The organism is Vreelandella aquamarina, from assembly GCF_020075495.1.
GTDB classification, from domain to species: domain Bacteria; phylum Pseudomonadota; class Gammaproteobacteria; order Pseudomonadales; family Halomonadaceae; genus Vreelandella; species Vreelandella aquamarina_A.
The window spans coordinates 214,661-237,095 of sequence record NZ_JABYQT010000005.1 but is presented as its reverse complement, the minus strand read 5'-3'; the positions used below and the strand labels follow the sequence as shown (position 1 = coordinate 237,095).

The following is a 22,435-nucleotide window of genomic DNA, read 5'->3' as shown; positions in this document are numbered from 1 at the left end:
TTGTAGGTCGCAGGCATGAGCGAGCAAGACTAGCGGAGCAGCCCCGCTGATGGATGGCAGGGGTCATGACGCGCTGGCGTCTTCACGATCAAAGGCGCTTGCCTGAAAGCGCAAGAGTTGTTCGAGCGTCTTGATGTTCCGGGCTTCCAGGCGTGGCAACAGGGCAAGCCAGAGCTCGGCGGTAACTCGAGCGTCGCCCAGCGCCGTATGGCGAAGACCCGCGGGAAGGTTCAGGCAGTAGCGCTTGACCAGGCTGTCGAGATCATGGCCATCGAGCGCCTCGTCCAGCGCCCGTGAAATCAGCAGAGTGTCCAGCACCGGCATGTCGAAGGTGATTCCCTTGTGACTGATGGCGAGCATGTCGAAGGCCGCGTTATGGGCGAGTAACGCGGCATCACCAATATAGACACGAAAGCGCTCGAGGACCGGCAAGAGGGGGAGAGCATCGCGGACATCGGCATCGGTAATCCCGTGGATGGCCGTACTGCTCGGTGAAATGGGTTTTTGGGGGTTGACGTAGGCATCGAAGACGTCACTCGCCAGTAGCCGGGTATTGACGATACGACAAGCACCGATGCTGATGACGCTGTCACCCTTGCGCAGCTCAAGCCCGGTTGTCTCGGTATCAAAGACGACCAGCTCAAGGCTGCTGAGCGGGCAGTCGGCAAGCGCTGTATCCGGCGAAGGCAGGTCCGCGATACCAAAATCGTGAAATTCCGGGCGAGGCGGCGCCGTTCCCGGCGCATCCTGTTGTTTCACCGACGGCAGGGGCAGCCGCAAGCGGGCGTGCTGTCCATCCGTATCCTGAATGCTCCATACGTCACTGGCGTGTTGACGCAACACATCGCTAATGCATGGGCTAAGCGGCAGGGTAGAGAGTGGCTGGTGTAGCCAGCTGGCCAGCTCACGTTCCGGAATCGGTCTGCCTTTCCATATCAAGTCGAGGTAGACGTGGCGGTTGCTCGGTGAAACCTCACCTTCAAAGAAACGCCCTGCCATGTACTGGCTCAAGTGACGAATCAGCGAGCTGAAAAGCGCCATCAGCGCCGGAGCATCACCTTTGAACCAGGCTGGCAAGCCGATAGGCGTAATCAGCTGGTGAGCCGGGTCCAGGTAGTCGTCCAGCATCTGCCAGAAGTCATTGGACCAGAGTGGGACCAGCCGTTCGCCTTGCTGCTGAAGGGATTCCACCAGCTGGCCGACACAGGCTACCGTAACCCCCAAGGCCCGACTTTCCTCGCCTGCCACCTGCTCAAGGCGTTGGAGCAACGCATCTGCCTTGCCATCTTGCTTGCGTATTTGACCGAGGGCTTCAATGGCGCAGGTAAGGCTGGCCGTATGCTGGCGCAGCGGGGCCAAGGCCTGGGTAAGCTCGGCGCGTAGGCCGTGCGCGTTTGACCAGGCGGCGGTGGCATCGCTGCAGGTGATGAGTATCTCGCCCTGGCTTTCGGGCACATGGCGGATGACGACCTTGAGCCAGCGGTTATCACAGGGGATCAGCAGCTCTCGCGGTGTTCCACTGTTGGGTAGCTGGCCTAGCACCCGCTCCAGGCTCGTCAGCGGAAACAGGGCTTCCAGGCGCTTGCCCAGGCCGACCCCCGACGTATGGCTGAAAAATGCGTCAGCAGCCTGGTTGAAGAGCATCAAACGGCGGTGCCGGTCGTAGAGCAGCAGCGGCGTTTCCAGCACCTGCAGCACTGCTTCAAGCTCCTTGCGGATGCGTGTTGCACTCCTTGCGCCCTCGGCATGGGCCTGGTGCAGCTGGTGGCGGTCGTGGCGCCAGCTCTGCTCGACGCGGTGCAGGTCTGGCCCCAGGGCCTTGAGCCAGCCCTGGGGCGTCGCGACATCATCAGCTTCAGGATTGGCTACCAGGCGTGCCAGTTGAGCCTGCAACTGGCGCAACGGCTTGAACAGCATGCGTTCGAAAATAAGTCCCATGAAAAACAGCGTGACACCGCCTGAAAAACATCCCAGCCAGAGTGCGGCCCGGTAGATACCGCTAATTGCCAGCTGGCTTTCGAGCCATGTGCCAAACAGGGCGCCGCCCAGCAGGCTGACACCGCTTAACAGAAGCCAGGCACCGATCAGGCGCTGGCGCTTGGGCAATCCTCTAGGGCTCATGCGGTTTTTTCACCCAGCAGGGCATGAATCTGCTCGATCAGTGCTTGGGGGGAGAAAGGTTTGGGCATATAGCCACTGGCACCCAGCGCTGCACTTTTTTCGCGCTCGACCTCGTGTCCGTGCGCGGTCAGCATGATGATTGGCAGCCGGGTAGTGGCGGTATTGGCGCGCAGCGCTTCCAGCACCTCGAAGCCGCTCATGCCGGGTAGATTGATATCCAGCAGCACAATATCGAGCGCATCAGTCCCCAGGCGCTCAAGCGCCTGTTCGCCATTGGTGACGCCGATGACCTCAAACCCCGCCTGCTCGATTAACATCTCGATCGAAAGCAAGAAGTTAGGCTCACCATCGACTATCAGCACTTTTGCCATCCAGCCCACCCCCTGGTTGCACCGCAAAAACGTATTGCGTTACCCGAGTGTAGGTAGCCACGCACCCCGAGCCAAGACGACCTTGGCCGAATAGCAGCACGCTTATCTGGTCAGCGCCGATTTTGTGCGTGCTAGAATCACCGCCTGATAACACCGGGCGACAGGAAACTCGATGCGCGTTCTATTACTTTCGGCCTATGAGGCGCTCAGCCACCGCTACTGGGCGAACAGCCTGATGGCTCATGTCGACGGTGTCACCTGGCAGTCACTGAGCCTGCCGCCGCGCCATTTTGCCTGGCGGATCCGTGGCAACCCGCTGAGCTGGTGGCTGAAGGAGCATGAAACGCTGAGCCAACCCTTTGACGTCTTGCTGGCAACCTCCATGGTGGATCTGGCAACGCTGGTAGGGCTTTTTCCGCATCTGGGGCGGGCAAAAAAGATCGTCTATTTCCATGAAAATCAGTTTGCCTACCCTGAGTCGAGTGACCAGATGCCTCAGGTAGAAGCCAAGATGGTCAATCTGTACGCGACGCTTGCCGCCGATACCCTGGTATTCAACACCGCCTACAACCGGGATTCCTTCTTTACGGGTGTACGGGCGTTTCTGAAAAGAATGCCTGAAAACCTGCCAGCGGCCAAACCGCTCGAGGCACTGCGCACCCGCGCGCGGATACTGCCGGTTCCACTTGCCTGCTCGAGCGATGCAGGCGCCGGCCAGCCGCATCCACGGCGAATCGTGTGGAACCATCGCTGGGAGTATGACAAGAATCCAGAAGACTTCTTCAATGTGCTGATGGCGCTCAGCGAGCAGGGCCTGGCATTCGAGCTGGCAGTGCTCGGCCAGCGCTTTCGCAAGGTACCGACCATCTTTGCCGATGCCGAGAAAAAGCTCGCCAGGCACAGCATTGCCTGGGGGCCGCAGCCTGAGCCTGTCTACCGGGAACTGCTGGCCACGGCCGGTATCGTGGTTTCGACCACCTGGCACGAGTTCCAGGGCCTGGCAATCATGGAAGCCGCTCAGCGCGGCGCCTTGCCGCTGGTGCCGGACAGACTCTGCTTTCCTGAGCTCTATCCTGTCGAGTACCGCTATGATGGCACGCCCGAGGGGCTCTATCAGCGCTTGCATGCCTGGTTGAGCGATCCTGATACCCGCCCACCCCGGCTGGGGACGGCAAAGTGGGAGTGGCCGGCCTGGCAGTCGGCGTACCTTGACGTCCTGACGTCTGGTTAGGAGATTTCGGTTTTATCCGGATATTCGCAAAGATCTTCAATGATACAGCTGCCGCAGCGCGGTTTGCGGGCAATGCAGGTGTAACGCCCGTGCAGAATCAGCCAGTGGTGGGCATCTTGCTTGAATGCGCGAGGAACATGGCGCAGCAGCTTCTGCTCGACCTCGACCACACTTTTCCCCTTGGCAATACCAGTACGGTTCGAGACACGAAAGATGTGCGTATCCACGGCAATGGTTGGCTGGCCAAACGCGGTGTTGAGAATCACGTTGGCGGTCTTGCGCCCGACACCGGGCAATGCTTCGAGCGCCTTGCGCGTTCTGGGTACCTGCCCGCCATGCTGATTGACCAGCAGGTGGCACGTCTTCATCAAGTTTTCGGCCTTGGTGTTGTAAAGGCCGATCGTCTTGATATGCGTCTTGAGTCCATCGATGCCTAGATCGATGATCTTCTGCGGAGTATTGGCCACGGGATAGAGCCGGGCAGTGGCCTTGTTGACGCCGACATCGGTTGCCTGGGCCGAGAGCAGCACTGCCGCCAGCAGCTCGAAGGGCGTGGTCCAGTTGAGCTCTGTGGTAGGGTGCGGGTCGGCGGCCTGCAGGCGAGCAAAAATTTCATGGCGCTTTTGGGCATTCATGGCGTGTCTCCATGGTGGCTGATACAGGCCCTGGTGAGCGTTGTATTGGTGAACGTTGTATTGGTGAACGTTGTATTAATGGTTACTTGATGACTCCGGTGACCCTGACACGGCGCTCGGTGCGAGCGATTGTCGCTGCAGGACGCGCTGAATGACGTGTGCGGCGTTGGTCGATGACGTTCTTTAGCGCAATCAACATGCCGGCCACGAAAAAGGCCCCAGGTGGGAGAACGAAAAACAGAAATTGGTAGTCCTGCGCCAGCGTCAACTGCCAACCGTTGGCTATCGGGCCCAGCAGCAGTTCCATATTGCTGAACAGGGTGCCATGGCCCAGCAGCTCGCGCGCTCCCCCAAGGATCACCAGCACGATGCCAAACCCAAGGCCCACCATCAGGCCGTCTAATGCCGCCAGGCCTACCGGCTGACGAGAGGCAAACGCGTCGGCCCGGCCGAGAATCGCGCAGTTGGTCACGATCAATGGAATGAAGATGCCCAGAAGCTGGTAAAGCGCATAGGCGTAGGCAGCCATGAGCAGCTCGGCACAGGTGACAAAGGCGGCGATGATCATGACAAAGGCGGGCAGCCGCACGGCACCGGGCACCTGGTGGCGCACCAGCGATACGGCCGTGCTGGAGCCGATCATCACGAACAGCGTGGCCAGGGCAAGGCCGAGGGAATTCACCACCGTAGTGCTGACCGCAAGCAGTGGGCAGAGCCCCAGCAGCTGTACCAGCGCCGGGTTATTGCTCCAAAGCCCCTGGCGGGCAAGCGTAGGCCACTGACTCATGGGGTTGGCTCCTGCTGGTGTGAGACTAGAGGCAAGTGCTCGGCGTATACCAGGGCATCATGCACCGCCTTGATGACGGCCCGAGGGGTAATGGTGGCGCCGGTAAAGCCGTCAAACTGGCCGCCATCTTTCCTGACCGCCCAGCTCTCGGGGGGCAGGTCAGCCAGCCGTAGCCCGTTGAAGTGGGTGATCCAGTCGCTGCGCTGTGCTTCGATCTTGTCGCCAAGCCCCGGGGTCTCCTGATGATAGGTAACGCGCACGCCGCTGATGCGTGGCTGCGTGTCGGGCTCTAGCTGCATGCCGACCAATAAGTCTATTTCTCCACTGTAGCCTTGGCGGGTAGTGACCGGCAGGACAAGCGCCTGGAGCGTACCATGGCTTACGCGCCAACCGGTGGTGGGGCTGCGATGGCCAAGCAGAGCCGGGTCGGGTAGAGCAAAGGTACTGTCCAGAAGTTCAGCGACAGGCACATCGCCGATGGCCTGCGGCAGTACCGCCAGCAACTGCCTTTGCTGGTAAGCCTCGCGGTGATCGTTGATGCGCTCAGCCGTCATGGCCCGAGTGAGGGCGACGCTGCCGGCAGTGAACAGGGCGAAGATTCCAAGCGTCAGTGCGCCTTGCCGCATGGCACTCATGGGCGTCATCGCATTGCTCCCCTGGCGTGGCCTTCAGGACGAGGCACCGTATAGAGGTCGATCAGCGGTACGCAAAGATTCATCAGCAAGACGCCAAAGGCAACGGCATCTGGATACCCGCCCAGGTTACGGATCACGATGATCAGCGTGCCGATGCCTGCCCCATACAAGAGCTTGCCGCGCCGGCTGGTGGCTGCCGATACCGGGTCGGTGGCGATAAAGAAAGCGCCGAACAGCGTGGCTCCGGTCAGCAGGTGAAAAGTGGGCGAGGCAAATTGATTGGCATCGGCCAGATGAAACAGCATGGCCAGCAACGCCAGGCTGCCAAGTAGCGCAGCCGGAATATGCCAACTGATGATGCGCCTGGCCAGCAGCAGGGCGCCTCCGGCCAGCCAGGCCAGGCTGATCATGCGCCAGGCCTCCAGCGTGCCGGCGGGTAACGGATCGTTTGCCCAGAATCGAGTGGCAGAAAGCTCATCGGCTTTTTGCTTGAACGCATCCAGCGGCGTTGCCCCGCTCAGTGCATCTATCTGTTCGGATGGCAAGCTACCCATGATCTGTGCCCAAAGGCTTTCACCGACCAGCGGCTGCGGTGGGGCCCATAGCGTCATGTGGGCCGGGAAGGAGACAAGTAAAAGAGCGTAGCCCACCATGGCAGGGTTGAATGGATTCTGCCCAAGGCCCCCATACAACTGCTTGGCGATCACCACGGCCGCTACCATGCCCACGCCTATCAGCCACCAGGGGCTTGCCGGAGGCAGCGAAGCGCCCAGCAGTACGCCGGTCACCAGGGCGCTCGAGTCATTCAGAGCGGGTAGAATCGGGCGTTTCCTGAGATATAGCACGGTACTTTCCAGCACGAACGCAAAGGCAGCGGCAAGCACGATATTGCTCAGCACGCCAAGGCCGAAAAAGGCGGTCATGGTCATGATGCCAGGCAATGTCGCTGCTGCTACCCAACGCATCAGTGACGCCGTGGGCGGAGTTCCGCCAGTGGATATAGGGGCATCGGCTGCCTGTGAAGCGTGCAGCATGCTCATTGCGACTCCTCGCTTGCTTGGGCGCTCTGGCGGGCTTGGGCCAACTTCAGGTCTGCGGCCTTGAGGTTCTCGCGCGCGGTGGCCAACTGCATTTCCAGATCATCGTGGGATTCATCGGGTGACTGTTGGGCTTCGCGGGCGAGCACTTTTTCAGCCTTGCGTACCGCTGCCTTGGCCGCCGTCTGGGCAATACGCAGGCTGCGCAGGTCGGCCTGGGGGGCAGTCGTAGGCGCCGACGAGCCTGAAGAGGACTTGCCTTGGGCCAGTCGGGCATGGCGGCGGGCCTGTTTTTCAGCCTCTTCGCGAGCCAGACGTGCCTGGCGAAACTCGAATCGATGCTTGGCATGCTCTGCCTTGGCAGCTTCGATTTGCTGGTGGCGTAAGCGATCTTTTGCGTTTCGGTAATCATTCACCAGCGGGATATGGCTTGGGCAAACGTAGCTGCAGGCGCCGCATTCGATGCAATCAAAAAGATGATGTTGCTCCAGCTTGTCGTCTTCCCGAGCATGGGCATACCAGTGCAGTTGCTGGGGAAGCAACTGCACGGGGCAGACGCTTTCACAAGCGCCACACCGAATGCAGGGCGAGGCGGGTGGTGCTGGCGGAAGTTCCGCCTGGTCGGCGGCAATCAGGCAGTTGGTCAGCTTGGTGACCGGCGCATTCAAGGTGTCAAGCGTGTTGCCCATCATCGGGCCGCCCTGAACCACTTTGCTGAGTCGGGCGCGCTCAAGACCGACATGAGCCAGCAGTTCATCTATCGATGTGCCCAGGCGCACCCAGTAGTTGCCTGGTCGTGTAATCGCCTCGCCGGTTAGCGTCATCACGCGCTCGACCAGCGGCTGACCGCTCTTGACCGCCTGCAACGCCGCCAGCAAGGTGCCAGGGTTGTGGCACAGTACACCCACATCCGCCGGCAGGCCCTGGCTGGGCACCGTGCGATTCAACAGCGTCTTGATCAGCAGCTTTTCACTGCCGCTTGGGTAGCGGGTCGGTATCACGCTGAGTGTCACCCGGGCGGGTCGGCTCTGGGCGATGACCTGCTTCAAGGCGGCAATGGCCTCGGGCTTGTTATCCTCGATGCCGATCATGATCTGGCTGGCGCCGCACAGGGACGCCATCATCTGTGCGCCCTCGAGTATTTCGCCAGGGTAGTGCCGCAATATAATGTCATCGGCAGTGATATAGGGTTCGCACTCGGTAGCGTTGATGATCAGCGTATCAATGGCGTGGCGCTCGATGACGCGCGCCTTGAACTGCGCAGGAAAGCCTGCCCCGCCAAGACCCACCACGCCGCTTTCATCCAGGCGGGCAAGCAGAGTGAGTGCATCCGTCTCGCGCCAGTCGAGCGGAGTGAGCGTATGCCGGGTATCCAGGCCATCGCCTTCGATCTGGATGGCGTGCGCGCTTACCTGGGTAACGGTACCACTGATGCTGGCATGCACATCGGCCGATATGAGCCCATCACGCTTGGCAATCCGCGTGCCCGTCTTTACGTACTCGCCCGGGGTAACGCAGGCGACGCCCGGGCGTCCACTGTGCTGGCGCAGTGGCAGGATTACCCGTGCCGGTAGCGGAGCTTGCTGCAACGGCACCTGATTTGAGCGGGATTTTCGTTCGGGCGGGTAGATACCGCCTCGAGACGCGAAGAGGGGCATCATTCAATTTCCTCCAGCCGGGTGGCGGTCGCTGGCAATCACACCAGGAGCAAGGGGGGCTACCGGCTGCCAGTGGGTAAGCGGCGCGCTGCGTGGCAGCATGTCGATACAGTCCACCGGGCAGGGGTCGACGCATAGATCACAACCGGTGCACTCATCTTCGATGACGGTATGCATCTGCTTGGCAGCCCCAATAATGGCATCCACCGGGCAGGCCTGGATGCATTTGGTACAACCGATGCATTCCGCCTCGCGTATGAAGGCCACCCGGTCTTGTTCGGGCGCCTCGCCATCGAGCGGTTCGGCTTCGCGGCCCAGCAGGTCGGCAAGCGCTTGAATGGTGGCGTCGCCACCGGGCGGGCACTTGTTCAGGGCATCGCCTTCATTGATCGCCTCGGCGTAGGGGCGACAGCCAGGGTAGCCGCACTGCCCGCACTGGGTCTGGGGCAGCAGGGCATCGATTTGATCGACCAATGGATGCGCTTCACCTTTGAAGCGCTCACTGACCGCGCCCAGCAAGGCGCCGAAACCGACGCCCAGGCCAGTAAGAATGCCGATGGCGCTGGCAACACCCGCAAGGGAAACTGCATCACTCATGATGTTGAATTACCCCTGGGTCAAGCCGGAAAAACCGAGAAAAGCAAGTGACATCAGGCTCGCGGTGATCATGGCAATGGCAGCGCCTCGAAACGGTCTGGGGATGTCTGCGCCGGCCAGGCGTTCGCGCATGGCGGCAAACAGGACCAGAATCAGTGAAAAGCCAAGCGCTGCGCCCAGGCCGTAAAGCGTCGTGTGAAAGAAACTCAACTCGCGATTCAAGGAGAGCAGCGCCACGCCGAGCACCGCGCAGTTGGTGGTGATCAACGGCAGAAAAATGCCCAGCACCTGATGCAGCAGGGGGCTCAGGTGACGCACCATGATTTCGGTAAACTGCACCACGGCGGCGATCACCACGATGAAGCTTATGGTGCGCAGGTAAGTGACCTCCAGTGGTACCAGCAGGCCGTAATAGACAACGTAGCTGGCCGCTGAAGCGAGCGTAAGCACAAAGGTGGTCGCCAGGGACATGCCCATGGCGGATTCCAGCTTGTTGGACACCCCCATGAAGGGGCAGAGGCCCAAGAACTGAACCAGTACGAAATTATTGACCAGCGCGGTGCTGATCAAGATGATGAATAGTTCACTCATGTGGCGTTTCGTGCATATGAACGGGGTCGAGGGAGGGAGTAAATACCATGACCTGGTGTCGGCCGGCAGCCTTGGCGCTGTACAGGGCCTGATCGGCGGTACTCATCAACGAACACGGCAGGATGTCGGTACTGTCTGCCAGCGAGCTTACGCCGACGCAGATAGTAACATAAGCGGATACCGGCGAGGCGCGGTGGGGGAGTTTCAATTGATCTACCGTGCGATGCAAGAGAAGACCGATCTGCCTGGCCGAGTCGGCGGACGTACCGGGAAGTAGCGCGCTGAACTCCTCGCCTCCGGTGCGGGCGATCAAGAACCCATGATCATTGGCCACGCGCTGAAGCGCTCTAGAAACCTTTCGCAGGCACTCATCTCCCATCTGGTGGCCGTAATGATCGTTGAACAGCTTGAAGTGGTCGACATCCAGCATCATGACCGCTAACGGCTGCGATAGTGCGACTGCTTCTTGGATGGCGTCTTTCAGCTGCTGATCAAACAGGCGCCGATTGGGAAGTCCCGTCAGCGCATCGTGGGTGGAGAGGTTCAAGAGCTCGGCGTTGAGCTCTCGCTGGCGTGTCAACTGCTGGTCGAAGCTGCGGGCCAGCATGCCTATTTCATCGCCACGCCGACACAGCGACTGCGCATCGAGATTGGTATCTTGCTTTGATGCCTGGCGGGCGAAAACGGATAGTGCTTTAAGCGGCGTCAGAATGATCCGTTCCATCAGCCAGAGTACAAAGCCGATGACGAACAGCATGAGGCACGCGGTCCAGATCAGTACATAGCGAATGGTATCGAGGCTTGCAAGATAGTGAGTCCGATTCAACTGGGTGCCGATTGCAATACTCATGTCGGGCACACTGGTTGGCAGCAGATGCTGGGCATGGATGGTGTCGCCTTCGATTCTGATCGATGGTTCGCGCTGTGGAGCAGGCAGGCGCTCAATCGCAATAGGCAGGCCGGTGAGCGTCTCCCATTGCGCTATCCACTGCTCGTCCATCAGGCGCATCTTGGCAAGCCAGCCAACGTTTGGGCCGGTGCCGTCGGTGCGAAGAATCGGAGTGATGGCAACCATGGCCGGTGAGCTTATTCCCGGCACCAGAAAGCTCTGCTGATCGGGGTTGTCTTTTATCGACCGCTGCATGGTATCAATATAAGGCGCCATCCAGTCGCACTCGCCGCTGGGTTGGGCGCAACTGGCAAACTGGCCGGTATGTGGAACCAGGCCAGAGAGAAAATAGGGGCTGCCATCGGCGGCAAAAAACGCGATGAGCTGGTAGCGCATTTCCTTCAGCATTTCTGGGCTGAAGTTGACATCAGCATAGCGCGGGTAGTTGCCCTGCACGAATTCATAGGTGTCATCCCAGTTGGCCCAGTCTCGGGCCTGAACCAACAGTTCCTGCTGGGCAAGCACCAGGCTTCGCTCGATACGCTTTAGCTCCTGGTCGATGATGCCTTGCTCTTCCTTGTGCAGCGCCGGAAAAATGAACCACTTGCTCAATGCCCCCAGCGAACCCAGCGCAAGCAAAAGCACACCACTGAGCGCGATTAGGAATTGAAAACGCAGCGATCGAGAAAAGTGCCGAAGCATAAGCAGGCCTGAACAGGGTTTGGGAGGGGAGCGTGGTCATCAGATAAAGAAAAAGGGGTAGAGCCTGAGCATCCCTACCCCTGTCAGTGATAAAACGACGGCTACATTACACGCTGTCCGGGTTCGGCACCAGCATCCGGTGAAAGCAGGTAGATGCCATCCTGGTTGGCAGAGGCGAGCACTATGCCTTCGGAAAGCCCAAAACGCATCTTGCGCGGTGCCAGGTTGGCCACCATGACCGTCAAGCGGCCTTCAAGCGCTTCAGGGGCATAGGCGCTGCGAATGCCCGAGAAGACGTTGCGCGTCTCACCGCCGAGATCCAGGGTCAACTGAAGCAGTTTATCGGCGCCCTCGACGTATTGGGCCTTGGTAATACGTGCAATACGCAGGTCGACCTTGGCAAAATCCTCAAAACCGATTTCATCGGCAATCGGCTCTTCTGCAAGCGGCCCCTTGGCGGCTTCCTTCAGCTTCTGCTCTTCCACCAGATCCTCCTTCGAGGCTTCGATCATGGCATCGATCCTGTCGCGCTCTACGCGGGTCATCAACGGCTTGAATTTCTCGATCTGATGACTGGTCAGTATGACATGGCGACTTTCCCAGGCCATCGAGTCGAGGTTCAAGAACGCCTGAGCCTGTTCTGCCATGGCGGGCACTACCGGGGCCAGATAGACCATCAGCTGACGGAACAGGTTAATGCCTACCGAGCAGATCTCGAGCACTTCCTCGTCACGTCCATCCTGCTTGGCGAGCGCCCAGGGCTCCTTGTCGGCGATGTAGGTATTGGCCTCATCGGCAAGCTCCATGATCTTGCGCATGGCGCGGCTGAATTCGCGCGCTTCGAAATCGTCGGCAATATCATCGCCTGCTGCAATAAAGCGCGCCAGCATCTGCGGCTCGGCGCAGTGGCTTGAAAGCTTGCCCCCGCCCAGCTTTTTCACGAACCCGGCGCAGCGGCTGGCAATATTGACCACCTTGCCGACGAGGTCTGAATTGACTCGGGCGGCGAAGTCGTCCAGGTTGAGGTCGAGATCATCTACCTTGGAGGTCAGCTTGGCAGCAAAGTAGTAGCGCAAGTACTCGGGATTGAGGTGGTCGGCGTAGGTCGAGGCCTTGATGAAGGTGCCTCTGGACTTCGACATCTTGGCGCCATCGACGGTCAGGAACCCGTGGCAATTGACGGCCGTAGGTGTTCTCAGCTCGGCACCATGCAGCATGGCTGGCCAGAACAGGGCGTGGAAGTAGACGATATCCTTGCCGATAAAGTGGTAGATCTCGGCATCGGAATCCTTGTTCCAGTAGCTGTCGAAGTCGATGCCTTCACGTTCACACAGGTTCTTGAAGCTGGCCAGGTAGCCGATGGGGGCATCCAGCCAGACATAGAAGTATTTGCCCGGGGCATCGGGAATTTCAAACCCGAAGTAGGGGGCATCCCGAGAGATGTCCCACTCGTTGAAACCGGACTCGAACCACTCCATCAGCTTGTTGCGGATCTGAGGTTGAACGTGTCCCGCGTCAATCCAGGTTTGCAGGAACTCGGCAAAGTCAGGCAGCTTGAAGAAATAGTGCGTGGAGCTGCGCACTTCCGGTGTTGCCCCTGAAATGGCCGATACCGGGTCGATCAGGTCCGCGGGGGTGTAGGTGGCCCCGCACTTTTCACAGTTGTCGCCATACTGGTCGTTCGTGCCGCACTTGGGGCAGGTACCCTTGATGAAGCGATCGGCGAGAAACAGCCCCTTTTGCGGATCGTACATCTGCTCGATATCTCGAGTGGCAATATGCCCCTTGTCACGCAGACGCTTGTAGATCAGTTCGCTGAACAGGCGGTTCTCTTCCGAGTGAGTGGAGTGGTAGTTGTCGAACCCCACGCCAAAGCGGGCGAAATCCGCCTGGTGATCGCGAGAAACCCGGTCGATCAGCGCCTCGGGTGTGATGCCTTCCTGCTCGGCGCGCAACATGATGGCGGTGCCATGAGCATCGTCGGCGCATACGTAGTAACACTGCTGGCCACGGCTTTTCTGAAAACGTACCCAGATGTCGGTTTGGATATATTCAAGCAGGTGACCGAGGTGGATGGCTCCGTTGGCGTAGGGGAGCGCGCTGGTCACCAGAATGTTGCGCGTGGCAGAGTTGGACATGATGAGTGCTAATTCCAATTTGGCAATGACGATAGGGCGGCGAATTTATACGGTACAAGGCCGGCGATGTGGTGAAACGCGAGCTTGCCAGGAGTGCGAGGCACTCTTGGCTGCTATGGGGTGGCTGGCGTTTCGGAGTAGGCTAGTAAAGTGCCTGCTCTTGCTGTACGACTTCTTTCAAGAGTTCCAGAAACAGCTTGTCGGCCTCTGAATGTTCGGCCGGATCTTCTGGAATATGTACGCTCGTGGTAGCAGATATTTCGTTGGCAATCCTGGCCATGACGGCGGGACTGCTGCCTTCACCAAGCTCTTGTCGGGCAATGACCAGTGACTGTTCAAGAATGTCGGGATCTTGAAGCAGTTTGCGGATGAAGCCGCGCAGCTCGTTAATAATTCGCGATTTTTGAATTTCTGATGCAGACATGAGGTTCTCCTTAATGTCGCGCTGATGAACGCGACAGCGAAGCCGGACAATGCTTTGACCATAGCATTTTTTGGTCCAACAGGCATCGGCTCACCTGCCGGCTTGTATGGCGCCGCGATTACTTGAGCGTCAGGCGGCCTGCCTTGTGCTTGACCGGGTTGGCATATTGCAATAACCAGTAGGGGCGCAGTGCTTCGGGAACGCTTCCAAGGCGCGTCTTGAAGCGTTCGCGATCCTGGCGGGTAATGGTCTTGCGGGCTACCAGCTCGGGGGCCTCTCCCAGTGCTTCGAGTGCCAGGTAGTGGCTGGGATAAAGTCGATAACCGCCAATTACCTGGCGGTCGATTTCACCGGCCACTTCATCCGGTGTTGCCATGTCCACTCCGACCGGGGTGCCAAAGCGCAATTGAACCCGGCCCTTGTCACCGGTAATGCCGGCAACGATCGAGCGAATGTCTTCAAACTCGCTTTTGGCGTAACTGCCCTGAGCGGCCAGGTCATGCAGTTCCTGGGCCTTTTGCACATCGCAGGGATCGTATTCATAACTGATCGATACCGGGACGAGCTTGAGTTCGGCTACCGCTTCGCCAAACATGATGTCACGCTCGGCGTTACGCTTGGCCATGGTAAGCATCTTTATGATGGCGGGGTCCGTCCGGTCGATACCGTTCTTGGCCCGGCCTTCGCGCTGCGCCATCCAGATAGAGTGCTGATCTTCGGTAATCGAGTGGCGTATATAAGCGGAAAGTTGCTGATAGGCCGCCAGCATGGCGCGTTTACCGCGTGCACTGCGAGGGACGATGAAGCTTTTGTTGAGCCGCATCAGATCGGTGACGTAGGGCTTCTTGAGCAGGTTGTCGCCAATCGCGATACGTACCGTGTCGCGGCCTGCCTTGTAGAGCGCATAGTTCACGAACGCCGGATCAAGCGATATGTCACGATGATTGCCGATGAATAGATAGGCGCCTTCAGGGTCAAGCTTGTCAAGCCCCGACACCTCGAATGCCTCGGTGGTGGTGCGAATCATGCGCTCCATGTAGGTAGCTATGCGCATCTGAAAATCGCGTACCGAGGTAACCCCTTTGACTTCACGCTGAATGGCGCGACTGGCAAGCGTCCGAGCAAGCGACGGCATCCAGCGGACCAGACGGGGCAGCCGAAAACGGGTGAGCGCATCCAATAGCTCGCTGTCGCGGGCCAGACGTGCAAGGACATCTGCCACTTCGCTATCCGCATAGGGGCGTATGTCCACCCATGGGTCGGTGGTAGGGAGAGCGTTGGGTGCGTCGTTGTGTTGAGTCATGCGATCCGTTGGATGATAAACAGTAAAGAACGATTCATGATGGCGGTGGCGTCAAGGTATCAGGTATCTGTAGACGCAGCAGGTTCCTGCCGGTTTTCCCCATCCAGCCACTCTAGCAGGCGGACGATATCATCAGATAGCGCCTGGGCCATTAAAATAAAGTCGGTTTCCAGTCTTGCCAGTGCGTCATCGCCATCGTCGGCGTGATCCGCCTCTTCAATCAGGGCGTCCCCAAAGCGCAGCGACTTGAGCGCCAGATCGTCATGCAGCACGAAGCTCAGCCGTCCTTCAAGGCTCATGGCGAGCTTGCTGGCCTGACGCCCGCTTTCGAGCAGTTGCTGGATCTCGTCACTGTCGAGGTCCACCTGGCGGGCGCGCAGTACGCCGTCATCGCCCTTGGCCTTGAGTTCGACCTGGTCACCCAGTTGCAGGTCCGCCGGCCGGCTTGCCGGGTCGCCAAGCCAGGTCGTCATGGCGCGGATAGGCAGTGTCCGGGAAGAGAGTGGCGTGGCTTTCAAGCTGCCCAGCGTTTCACGCAGCAGGTCCAGTACGTCCTCGGCACGCGTGCGTGAGCTTGCATTGATACCTATCAGCTGGCGGCGGGTATCCCACCAGAGATCGACTTTCTGGCTGCGAACGAAGGCGCGTGGCAGCAGCTCTTCGGTTACCTGCTCTTTGAGGGCGGTTTTCTCTTTGCGGGTTACCTTGCGTCCTTCGCGTGCCTCTATGTCGGCCACCTGTTCATCGACCTCTTCCTTGACGACCGAGGCGGGCAGCAGGCGCTCCTGGCGCAGCACCGAGAGTAGCCGGTGGCCCTGAATCTCGTGCATCAGTTGGCCACCGCCCAGGCGGCCCGCGGGTGCAGTCCAGCCCAGGCGGCGCGCATCCGCCGTGCCCAGCGGTTTGGCTGAATGCGCATCGAGCGCATCGGCCAGGGAGCTGCTGTCAAGCTCGGGGGCGCCGTGCAGGCGATATAAATGCAGGTGCTTAAACCACATGTCACCGGTCCTGTTCAAAAGGTGGCACATTATGTCGAAAGCAGGGCGTTCCTGCCAGCTCCTTGCCTGCCTTGAACTTGTTGTATGTGTTTCAAACTTGTGTTTGATTGGTGTTCGTGACGGCGAATACCGCTGCCGACATCACGTTTTCCAAGGAGAAGAATCATGTCCGAGGCGCTTTCACGCGTGACGTTACGCGTTCGTGGATACCACCTGGATGGCTATCAGCACGTCAACAATGCCCGCTATCTTGAGTTCATGGAGGAGGGGCGCTGGGCGTTCTTCGATAAACATCCTGATTTGATGAAGGAGTTGCATCAGGCCGGGCGTGCCTTCGTCGTGGTCAACCTCAATATAGACTATCGACATGCCGCGGTTCAAAACGACGACCTGAGCGTACTTACCGGTATCACCCAGGTCAGTGAGCGTAGTGCGCGCTGTCATCACCGTATCCTTCGCGCTGATGGAAAAGTGATCGCCCAGGCGGATCTCACCTTCGTGCTGTTGGATATCAAATCGAATGCCGCCAGTATCATCGAGGGTAACGTTTTTGAGGCGCTGAAAAGGCTTTGTGTCGATAAAGAGGCGTTTTCGCTTTGACAATGGGATCAGAAGCTTTCATCCCGACAAGGTGATGAGGCCTTGTCCTGCGCTTTGGCAGGCGCTTCTGGCCCGGGTGGGCTAATCTTGAGCTGGCGCCTGGCAAGCTCACTTGCCTCGGCGCATTAATGCGTCAGAAATGACATGCTCCGATCAGCAGCCATCGACAGGGAGGTGCAAATGAGCAGTGACAAGGAAGCGATCTATCAGGATTTTTATGCAAGCGTGAACATGGCGCCCAAGGAACTCGAAGAGTGGCTTGATACCGAAGCGTCGAAATCCGTCGGCGATAGCGACAGTGGCGAGTCCACGGGCCACCGTTCGGGGCGGCGTATCGTGGATATAAAGCGCAAGCGCAAGGCTGATCTCAGTGATGATGACTACGCGCATATGAAAAAAGTGAATCAGTATATAGCGCGTCACCTTGAGCAGCCGCCGCAGAAAGAGGACAAGAAAACCTCACGCTGGCGTTATTCGCTGATGAACTGGGGCCATGATCCTTTGAAATAACGACTTGCCTGAATACCGTCTTGCTTTTTTTCTCTCACCCTTGTTCGAACCTGATGTCATGTCGCCGGCCGCATAGGGCAGGCATGATTCGGTCAGGTTCGAATCACCCTGCGTGCAATCACGCTTCTAGATCCCGTTTGCTGGCTGTATTGGCCCTATTGATGTGCGCGGATGCTTTGAGGCGCTCGCTGGCTGCCCTTGATGCTTATGCAGTGGTATGATGGAGGGGTATGTGCGCTCGCCTGTTGATGCTCAATCACGGCAAAATTCAAGCGCTTTCAACTCTCGCAGTGCCAATGCAGTGCAAAGGATCTGACTTTCATGGGTGACATCGCCAGAGAAATCCTGCCCGTCAATATCGAAGACGAGCTCAAACAGTCGTACCTCGACTACGCGATGAGTGTCATTATCGGCCGCGCGCTGCCTGATGTGCGCGACGGTCTGAAACCGGTCCATCGGCGTGTGCTGTTTGCCATGCACGAACTGGGTAATGACTGGAATAAACCGTACAAGAAGTCGGCGCGCGTTGTCGGCGATGTCATCGGTAAATATCACCCGCATGGTGATAGCGCGGTTTACGACACCATCGTACGTATGGCCCAGCACTTCTCGATGCGTCACGTGCTGGTCGATGGTCAGGGCAACTTCGGCTCCATCGACGGCGATAACGCCGCCGCCATGCGTTACACCGAAGTACGCATGTCGCGCCTTGCTCACGAGCTGCTTGCGGATCTTGAAAAGGATACCGTGGACTGGGTCGACAACTACGATGGTACCGAACGCATTCCGGCAGTACTTCCCACCAAGGTACCCAACCTGCTGATCAACGGCTCGTCGGGTATCGCGGTCGGTATGGCGACCAATATTCCTCCGCACAACATGCGCGAAGTCATCGATGGCTGCCTGGCACTGATCGATGACTACACTTTGTCGGTGGATGACCTGATGGCGTATATCCCGGGTCCTGACTTCCCAACCGCCGGCATCATCAATGGTCGTGCGGGCATTCTGGATGCATATCGCACCGGGCGCGGACGCATCTATGTGCGCGCAACGCATACCATCGAGCACGACGACAAGACCGGCCGTGACCATATCATCATCACCGAGCTGCCTTATCAGGTAAACAAGGCGAGGCTCATCGAGAAAATCGCCGAGCTGGTCAAAGAGAAGAAGATCGAAGGCATTGCCGAGTTGCGTGACGAGTCCGACAAGGACGGTCTTCGCGTGGTCATCGAGATCAAGCGGGGCGAGTCAGGCGAGGTCGTGGTCAACAACCTGTTTGCCCAGACTCAGCTGCAGAACGTGTTCGGCATCAACATGGTAGCGCTGGAGAACGGTCAACCACGTACGCTGAACCTGAAAGAGATGCTGGAGGCGTTCATTCGCCATCGGCGCGAGGTGGTAACCCGGCGGACGCTGTTCGAGCTCAAGAAAGCCCGCGAGCGGGGCCACATCCTGGAAGGTCTGGCCGTTGCCATCTCCAATATCGATGCCATCATCGAGATGATCAAGGCCTCGCCAAGCGCTTCTGAGGCCAAGGAAAAACTGCTGGCGACCACGTGGCAGCCGGGCCAGGTGACCGCCATGCTCGAAAGGGCGGGAGCGACTTCCTGCAAGCCCGAAGAGCTCGATGAGCATTTTGGCCTTAACCCGTCAGCCACCGAATACCGGCTGTCGCCGGGCCAGGCCCAGGCGATTCTCGAGCTGCGCCTGCACCGCCTTACCGGCCTTGAAACCGAAAAGCTGCTCAACGAATACCTGGCTATCCTTGAGCGCATTGCCGAGCTTACCGAAATCCTGGCCTCGGCCGACCGCCTGATGGAGGTCATTCGTGAAGAGCTTCATGCGGTGCGTGACCAGTATGGCAACGACCGTCGCACCGAGATTCAGGCAAGTCACCTGGATCTTTCCATGGAGGATCTGATTGCCGAAGAGGATATGGTGGTAACCGTGTCGCGCTCGGGTTATGCCAAGACCCAGCCGCTCTCGGACTACCAGGCGCAGCGTCGAGGCGGTCGAGGCAAGTCGGCCACGTCCATGAAGGACGAGGACGTGATCGAGCACCTGCTGGTCGCTTCCACCCACGACACCGTGCTGCTGTTCTCCAACCGCGGCAAGGTGTACTGGCTGAAAGTCTACGAGATGCCCGCCGCGAGCCGTGGTTCCCGTGGCAAGCCGCTGGTGAACATGCTGCCCCTGGAAGAGGGCGAGTCGATCAACGCCATTCTGCCGGTGCGCGACTACGACCCTGAACATTACATCTTCTTCGCCACCGCCAATGGTACGGTCAAGCGTACGAGCCTCGAGCAGTTCTCGCGACCGCGTAGCGTGGGTCTGATCGCGATCGATCTTGAGGAGGGGGATCGTCTGGTAGGAGCTGCAATCACTTCGGGTTCCGATCACGCCATGCTGCTCTCATCCAATGGCAAGGCGATCCGCTTCGAGGAGGGGAACGTACGCGCCATGGGACGTACCGCCCGTGGCGTACGCGGCATGCGCCTGGCCGATGGTTGCGAAGTGATCAGCCTGATCATACCCAAGAGCCAGCAGATTGATGCCGAGGCCGATACGGATGGCGACGAGGCACAGGAGTCTGCTGCTGAAAATATCCAGTCGGAAGGCCAGATCTATATTCTGACCGCCAGTGAAAATGGTTACGGCAAGCGCACACGCCTGGAAGAGTTCCCGCTGCGTGGGCGCGGTGGTCAAGGGGTTATCGCCATGCAGACCAGCGAGCGTAACGGTGCGCTTGTGGCCGCCATGCAGGTTTACGACGCTGATGAAATGATGCTCATCACCGACCGCGGCACGCTGGTACGCACGCGCGTGGAAGAGGTGTCCACGACGTCACGTAATACTCAGGGCGTAATGCTGATTCGTCTGGGTAAAGAGGAAAAGCTGGTTAAAACCGTGCGTGTCGATGAGCCCGAGGACAGTGCACTGGACGCGCTGGACGAAACGGACGAGGACAACGCAAGCGATAATGCACAGGATACCGGGGCTGATGACGCGTCACTATAACTTCTGCGCAGGGCCGGCGGCCCTGCCTGTCGCGGTGCTCGAACGAGCCCGCAACGAGCTGGTCGATTATCAGGGGCGTGGCTTGTCCGTCATGGAGATGAGTCATCGAAGCGATGAGTTCGTGGCGATTGCCGAGCAGGCGGAGGCGGATTTCCGCGCCTTGCTGAACGTTCCTGAGCATTACCGGGTCCTGTTTCTGCAGGGCGGGGCGAGCATGCAGTTTGCCATGCTGCCCATGAACCTGCTGGGACAGGGGGGCAGTGGCAACTTTATCCAGACGGGTATCTGGGGCAAGAAGGCCTTGAGCGAAGCCAGGCGACTTGGCTATGCGTGCCACGTAGCGGGCAGCAGCGAGCCAAACGGCCATACCGCGGTCCCCGGGCTGGATACGCTGGATATCAGCCGCGATGCGGCTTACCTGCACTACACGTCCAACGAGACCATCGGGGGGCTCGAGTTCGACTACGTGCCCCACGTATCACGGCCCGATGGCAAGCAGGTGCCATTGGTCTGCGACATGTCCTCCAATATCCTTTCCAAGCCCATGCGGGTCGAGGATTTCGGGGTCATTTATGCCGGGGCGCAGAAGAATATCGGCCCGGCGGGCCTGACGCTGGTGATGGTTCGCGACGATCTGCTGGGCCGTGCCCAGTCCGACATCCCCTCGCTGTTCGATTACCAGCAGCTGGCCGAAGCCGGCTCCATGGTCAACACGCCTCCCACCTATGCCTGGTACCTGGCAGGGTTGGTCTTTCAGTGGCTGCGCGATGATATTGGCGGGCTTGAAGCAATGGATGCCATCAATCAGCGCAAGGCGGACAAGCTTTATGGCGCCATTGATAGAAGCGATTTCTACAGCAACCCGATTGCCAAGGCGAACCGTTCGAGGATGAACGTGCCCTTTGTGCTGGCCGATGCGGCGCTCGACAAGGTGTTTCTCGAGGAGGCCGATCAGGCGGGGCTTCTCAACTTGAAAGGCCATCGCAGCGTGGGTGGCATGCGTGCCAGCCTGTACAACGCGGTGCCTGAAGAGGCGGTAGATGCGCTGGTGGCCTTCATGGCCGATTTTGAACAACGAAGAGGCTAACGACCATGTCCGACTCGTCAATCAACCTGGATGAGCTGCGCCAGCGTATTGATCAGCTGGATGGTGATATTCTGCGCCTGATCAGCGAACGCGCCGACTGCGCGCAGAAGGTAGCGCACGTCAAGCTGGCCGATGACAAGGACGCGGTATTCTACCGGCCCGAGCGGGAAGCACAGGTGCTCCGCCGCATCATGTCGCTCAACAAGGGACCGCTGGACTCCGAGGAGATGGCGCGGCTGTTTCGCGAAATCATGTCGGCCTGTCTGGCGCTCGAGCAGCCCATCAAGGTGGCGTATCTCGGGCCGGAGGGAACCTTTACTCAGCAGGCGGCGCTCAAGCATTTTGGTGAAAGTGCGATCAGCCTGCCCATGGCGGCCATTGACGAGGTGTTTCGTGAGGTAGAGGCCGGCGCGGTCAACTATGGCGTAGTGCCGGTCGAGAACTCGACGGAAGGGGTGGTCAATCATACGCTCGACACTTTCATGGATTCGTCCATCCATATCTGCGGCGAAGTCGTGCTGCGCATACACCACCATCTTCTGATCAGTGATACCACGCGTCGCGACAAGATTTCGCGTATCTATTCGCACCCGCAGTCCTTTGGGCAGTGCCGCAAATGGCTGGATGCACACTATCCTCACGCTGAGCGCGTGCCGGTTTCCTCCAACGCTGAAGCGGCCAAGCTGGTCAAGACCGAATGGCATAGCGCCGCCATTGCCGGCGACATGGCCGCCAAGCTTTACGGGCTTGAGCGGATTGCCGACAAGATAGAAGACCGTCCGGACAACTCGACGCGATTCTTGATTATCGGCAACCAGCGTGTCCCCATGGCCGGCGAGGACAAGACCTCCATCGTGGTCGCCATGCGCAACCAGCCAGGCGCGCTGCACGACCTGCTGGAGCCCTTTCATCGCCACAAGATCGATCTGACACGGATCGAAACCCGTCCCTCGCGCACCGGCGTATGGAACTACGTGTTCTTTATCGATTTTAAGGGCCATGTCGATGAGCCACGGGTCGCCGCTGTACTCGAAGAGGTCAAGCTGCGTGCTTCCGAGCTGCGTGTACTGGGCTCCTACCCGCAAGGCGTGCTGTGA

Annotated in this window: 20 protein-coding genes; 6 read left to right on the top strand and 14 right to left on the bottom strand. The window is 59.1% G+C overall.

Annotated elements, in window-relative coordinates; translation table 11 throughout:
• Positions 1-63: 63 nt before the first annotated feature.
• The gene (locus HW452_RS10605; protein WP_224106073.1) at positions 64-2,121 is read right to left on the bottom strand and encodes a 3'-5' exonuclease; all 2,058 of its coding nucleotides are present in this window, start codon (positions 2,119-2,121) and stop codon (positions 64-66) included.
• Positions 2,118-2,492: a response regulator transcription factor gene (locus tag HW452_RS10600; protein WP_224106072.1), complete on the bottom strand. Its 375-nt coding sequence runs from the start codon at positions 2,490-2,492 to the stop codon at positions 2,118-2,120. The genes HW452_RS10605 and HW452_RS10600 overlap by 4 nt, the downstream gene beginning before the upstream one ends.
• A 172-nt stretch (positions 2,493-2,664) precedes the next feature.
• Here HW452_RS10600 and HW452_RS10595 point away from each other — a divergent pair, with 172 nt between their 5' ends.
• On the top strand, positions 2,665-3,723 hold the full coding sequence (locus tag HW452_RS10595; protein ID WP_224106071.1) for a tRNA-queuosine alpha-mannosyltransferase domain-containing protein: 1,059 nt from the start codon (positions 2,665-2,667) through the stop codon (positions 3,721-3,723).
• Here HW452_RS10595 and nth read toward each other — a convergent pair.
• The 12 genes from nth to HW452_RS10535 form a co-directional block, all read right to left on the bottom strand.
• The gene (gene nth, locus HW452_RS10590; protein ID WP_224106070.1) at positions 3,720-4,358 is read right to left on the bottom strand and encodes an endonuclease III; all 639 of its coding nucleotides are present in this window, start codon (positions 4,356-4,358) and stop codon (positions 3,720-3,722) included. The two genes, HW452_RS10595 and nth, sit on opposite strands and share 4 nt — an antisense overlap.
• Before the next feature lie 82 nt (positions 4,359-4,440).
• Positions 4,441-5,145, bottom strand: coding sequence for an electron transport complex subunit E (locus tag HW452_RS10585; protein WP_224106069.1), 705 nt, complete (start codon positions 5,143-5,145; stop codon positions 4,441-4,443).
• Positions 5,142-5,789 (bottom strand): RnfABCDGE type electron transport complex subunit G, encoded by a 648-nt coding sequence (locus HW452_RS10580; protein WP_224106068.1) that lies wholly within the window; start codon positions 5,787-5,789, stop codon positions 5,142-5,144. The genes HW452_RS10585 and HW452_RS10580 overlap by 4 nt, the downstream gene beginning before the upstream one ends.
• Complete coding sequence (locus HW452_RS10575) at positions 5,786-6,820, bottom strand: RnfABCDGE type electron transport complex subunit D (protein WP_224106067.1); 1,035 nt, start codon at positions 6,818-6,820, stop codon at positions 5,786-5,788. The genes HW452_RS10580 and HW452_RS10575 overlap by 4 nt, the downstream gene beginning before the upstream one ends.
• On the bottom strand, positions 6,817-8,478 hold the full coding sequence (gene rsxC, locus HW452_RS10570) for an electron transport complex subunit RsxC (RefSeq protein ID WP_425348104.1): 1,662 nt from the start codon (positions 8,476-8,478) through the stop codon (positions 6,817-6,819). The genes HW452_RS10575 and rsxC overlap by 4 nt, the downstream gene beginning before the upstream one ends.
• Positions 8,479-9,072: an electron transport complex subunit RsxB gene (gene rsxB / locus HW452_RS10565; RefSeq protein WP_224106066.1), complete on the bottom strand. Its 594-nt coding sequence runs from the start codon at positions 9,070-9,072 to the stop codon at positions 8,479-8,481.
• A gap of 9 nt (positions 9,073-9,081) precedes the next feature.
• Complete coding sequence (gene rsxA, locus HW452_RS10560; protein WP_224106065.1) at positions 9,082-9,663, bottom strand: electron transport complex subunit RsxA; 582 nt, start codon at positions 9,661-9,663, stop codon at positions 9,082-9,084.
• On the bottom strand, positions 9,656-11,197 hold the full coding sequence (locus HW452_RS10555; protein ID WP_224106064.1) for a sensor domain-containing diguanylate cyclase: 1,542 nt from the start codon (positions 11,195-11,197) through the stop codon (positions 9,656-9,658). Before HW452_RS10555 ends, rsxA begins: the two co-directional genes overlap by 8 nt.
• 158 nt (positions 11,198-11,355) lie before the next feature.
• Positions 11,356-13,392 carry a methionine--tRNA ligase gene (gene metG, locus HW452_RS10550; RefSeq protein ID WP_224106063.1) on the bottom strand — a complete coding sequence of 679 codons (2,037 nt, stop codon included), beginning with the start codon at positions 13,390-13,392 and terminating at the stop codon, positions 11,356-11,358.
• A gap of 142 nt (positions 13,393-13,534) precedes the next feature.
• The gene (locus tag HW452_RS10545; RefSeq protein WP_224106062.1) at positions 13,535-13,816 is read right to left on the bottom strand and encodes a hypothetical protein; all 282 of its coding nucleotides are present in this window, start codon (positions 13,814-13,816) and stop codon (positions 13,535-13,537) included.
• A gap of 118 nt (positions 13,817-13,934) precedes the next feature.
• Positions 13,935-15,119 carry a 1-acyl-sn-glycerol-3-phosphate acyltransferase gene (locus tag HW452_RS10540; RefSeq protein ID WP_224106061.1) on the bottom strand — a complete coding sequence of 395 codons (1,185 nt, stop codon included), beginning with the start codon at positions 15,117-15,119 and terminating at the stop codon, positions 13,935-13,937.
• A gap of 59 nt (positions 15,120-15,178) precedes the next feature.
• The gene (locus tag HW452_RS10535; RefSeq protein WP_224106060.1) at positions 15,179-16,117 is read right to left on the bottom strand and encodes a recombination-associated protein RdgC; all 939 of its coding nucleotides are present in this window, start codon (positions 16,115-16,117) and stop codon (positions 15,179-15,181) included.
• Between the two features lie 165 nt (positions 16,118-16,282).
• Between HW452_RS10535 and HW452_RS10530 the strand changes: the two genes are divergently transcribed.
• From HW452_RS10530 to pheA, 5 genes are all read left to right on the top strand, one after another.
• Complete coding sequence (locus tag HW452_RS10530; RefSeq protein ID WP_224106059.1) at positions 16,283-16,717, top strand: acyl-CoA thioesterase; 435 nt, start codon at positions 16,283-16,285, stop codon at positions 16,715-16,717.
• 180 nt (positions 16,718-16,897) lie between these two features.
• On the top strand, positions 16,898-17,227 hold the full coding sequence (locus HW452_RS10525) for a DUF3140 domain-containing protein (RefSeq protein WP_224106058.1): 330 nt from the start codon (positions 16,898-16,900) through the stop codon (positions 17,225-17,227).
• Positions 17,228-17,548: 321 nt separating this feature from the next.
• A complete protein-coding gene (gene gyrA, locus HW452_RS10520; protein WP_224106057.1) occupies positions 17,549-20,251 on the top strand; it encodes a DNA gyrase subunit A in 2,703 nt (900 codons plus the stop codon).
• Positions 20,235-21,338 carry a 3-phosphoserine/phosphohydroxythreonine transaminase gene (gene serC, locus HW452_RS10515; protein ID WP_224106056.1) on the top strand — a complete coding sequence of 368 codons (1,104 nt, stop codon included), beginning with the start codon at positions 20,235-20,237 and terminating at the stop codon, positions 21,336-21,338. The genes gyrA and serC overlap by 17 nt, the downstream gene beginning before the upstream one ends.
• Before the next feature lie 5 nt (positions 21,339-21,343).
• Positions 21,344-22,435 (top strand): prephenate dehydratase, encoded by a 1,092-nt coding sequence (pheA, locus tag HW452_RS10510; RefSeq protein ID WP_224106055.1) that lies wholly within the window; start codon positions 21,344-21,346, stop codon positions 22,433-22,435.

Coding starts and splice junctions, on each gene's coding strand:
- HW452_RS10605 (WP_224106073.1), bottom strand. CDS start 2,121: ATGAGCCCTAGAGGATTGCCCAAGCGCCAGCGCCTGATCGGTGCCTGG.
- HW452_RS10600 (WP_224106072.1), bottom strand. CDS start 2,492: ATGGCAAAAGTGCTGATAGTCGATGGTGAGCCTAACTTCTTGCTTTCG.
- HW452_RS10595 (WP_224106071.1), top strand. CDS start 2,665: ATGCGCGTTCTATTACTTTCGGCCTATGAGGCGCTCAGCCACCGCTAC.
- nth (WP_224106070.1), bottom strand. CDS start 4,358: ATGAATGCCCAAAAGCGCCATGAAATTTTTGCTCGCCTGCAGGCCGCC.
- HW452_RS10585 (WP_224106069.1), bottom strand. CDS start 5,145: ATGAGTCAGTGGCCTACGCTTGCCCGCCAGGGGCTTTGGAGCAATAAC.
- HW452_RS10580 (WP_224106068.1), bottom strand. CDS start 5,789: ATGACGCCCATGAGTGCCATGCGGCAAGGCGCACTGACGCTTGGAATC.
- HW452_RS10575 (WP_224106067.1), bottom strand. CDS start 6,820: ATGAGCATGCTGCACGCTTCACAGGCAGCCGATGCCCCTATATCCACT.
- rsxC (WP_425348104.1), bottom strand. CDS start 8,478: ATGATGCCCCTCTTCGCGTCTCGAGGCGGTATCTACCCGCCCGAACGA.
- rsxB (WP_224106066.1), bottom strand. CDS start 9,072: ATGAGTGATGCAGTTTCCCTTGCGGGTGTTGCCAGCGCCATCGGCATT.
- rsxA (WP_224106065.1), bottom strand. CDS start 9,663: ATGAGTGAACTATTCATCATCTTGATCAGCACCGCGCTGGTCAATAAT.
- metG (WP_224106063.1), bottom strand. CDS start 13,392: ATGTCCAACTCTGCCACGCGCAACATTCTGGTGACCAGCGCGCTCCCC.
- HW452_RS10545 (WP_224106062.1), bottom strand. CDS start 13,816: ATGTCTGCATCAGAAATTCAAAAATCGCGAATTATTAACGAGCTGCGC.
- HW452_RS10540 (WP_224106061.1), bottom strand. CDS start 15,119: ATGACTCAACACAACGACGCACCCAACGCTCTCCCTACCACCGACCCA.
- HW452_RS10535 (WP_224106060.1), bottom strand. CDS start 16,117: ATGTGGTTTAAGCACCTGCATTTATATCGCCTGCACGGCGCCCCCGAG.
- HW452_RS10530 (WP_224106059.1), top strand. CDS start 16,283: ATGTCCGAGGCGCTTTCACGCGTGACGTTACGCGTTCGTGGATACCAC.
- HW452_RS10525 (WP_224106058.1), top strand. CDS start 16,898: ATGAGCAGTGACAAGGAAGCGATCTATCAGGATTTTTATGCAAGCGTG.
- gyrA (WP_224106057.1), top strand. CDS start 17,549: ATGGGTGACATCGCCAGAGAAATCCTGCCCGTCAATATCGAAGACGAG.
- serC (WP_224106056.1), top strand. CDS start 20,235: ATGACGCGTCACTATAACTTCTGCGCAGGGCCGGCGGCCCTGCCTGTC.
- pheA (WP_224106055.1), top strand. CDS start 21,344: ATGTCCGACTCGTCAATCAACCTGGATGAGCTGCGCCAGCGTATTGAT.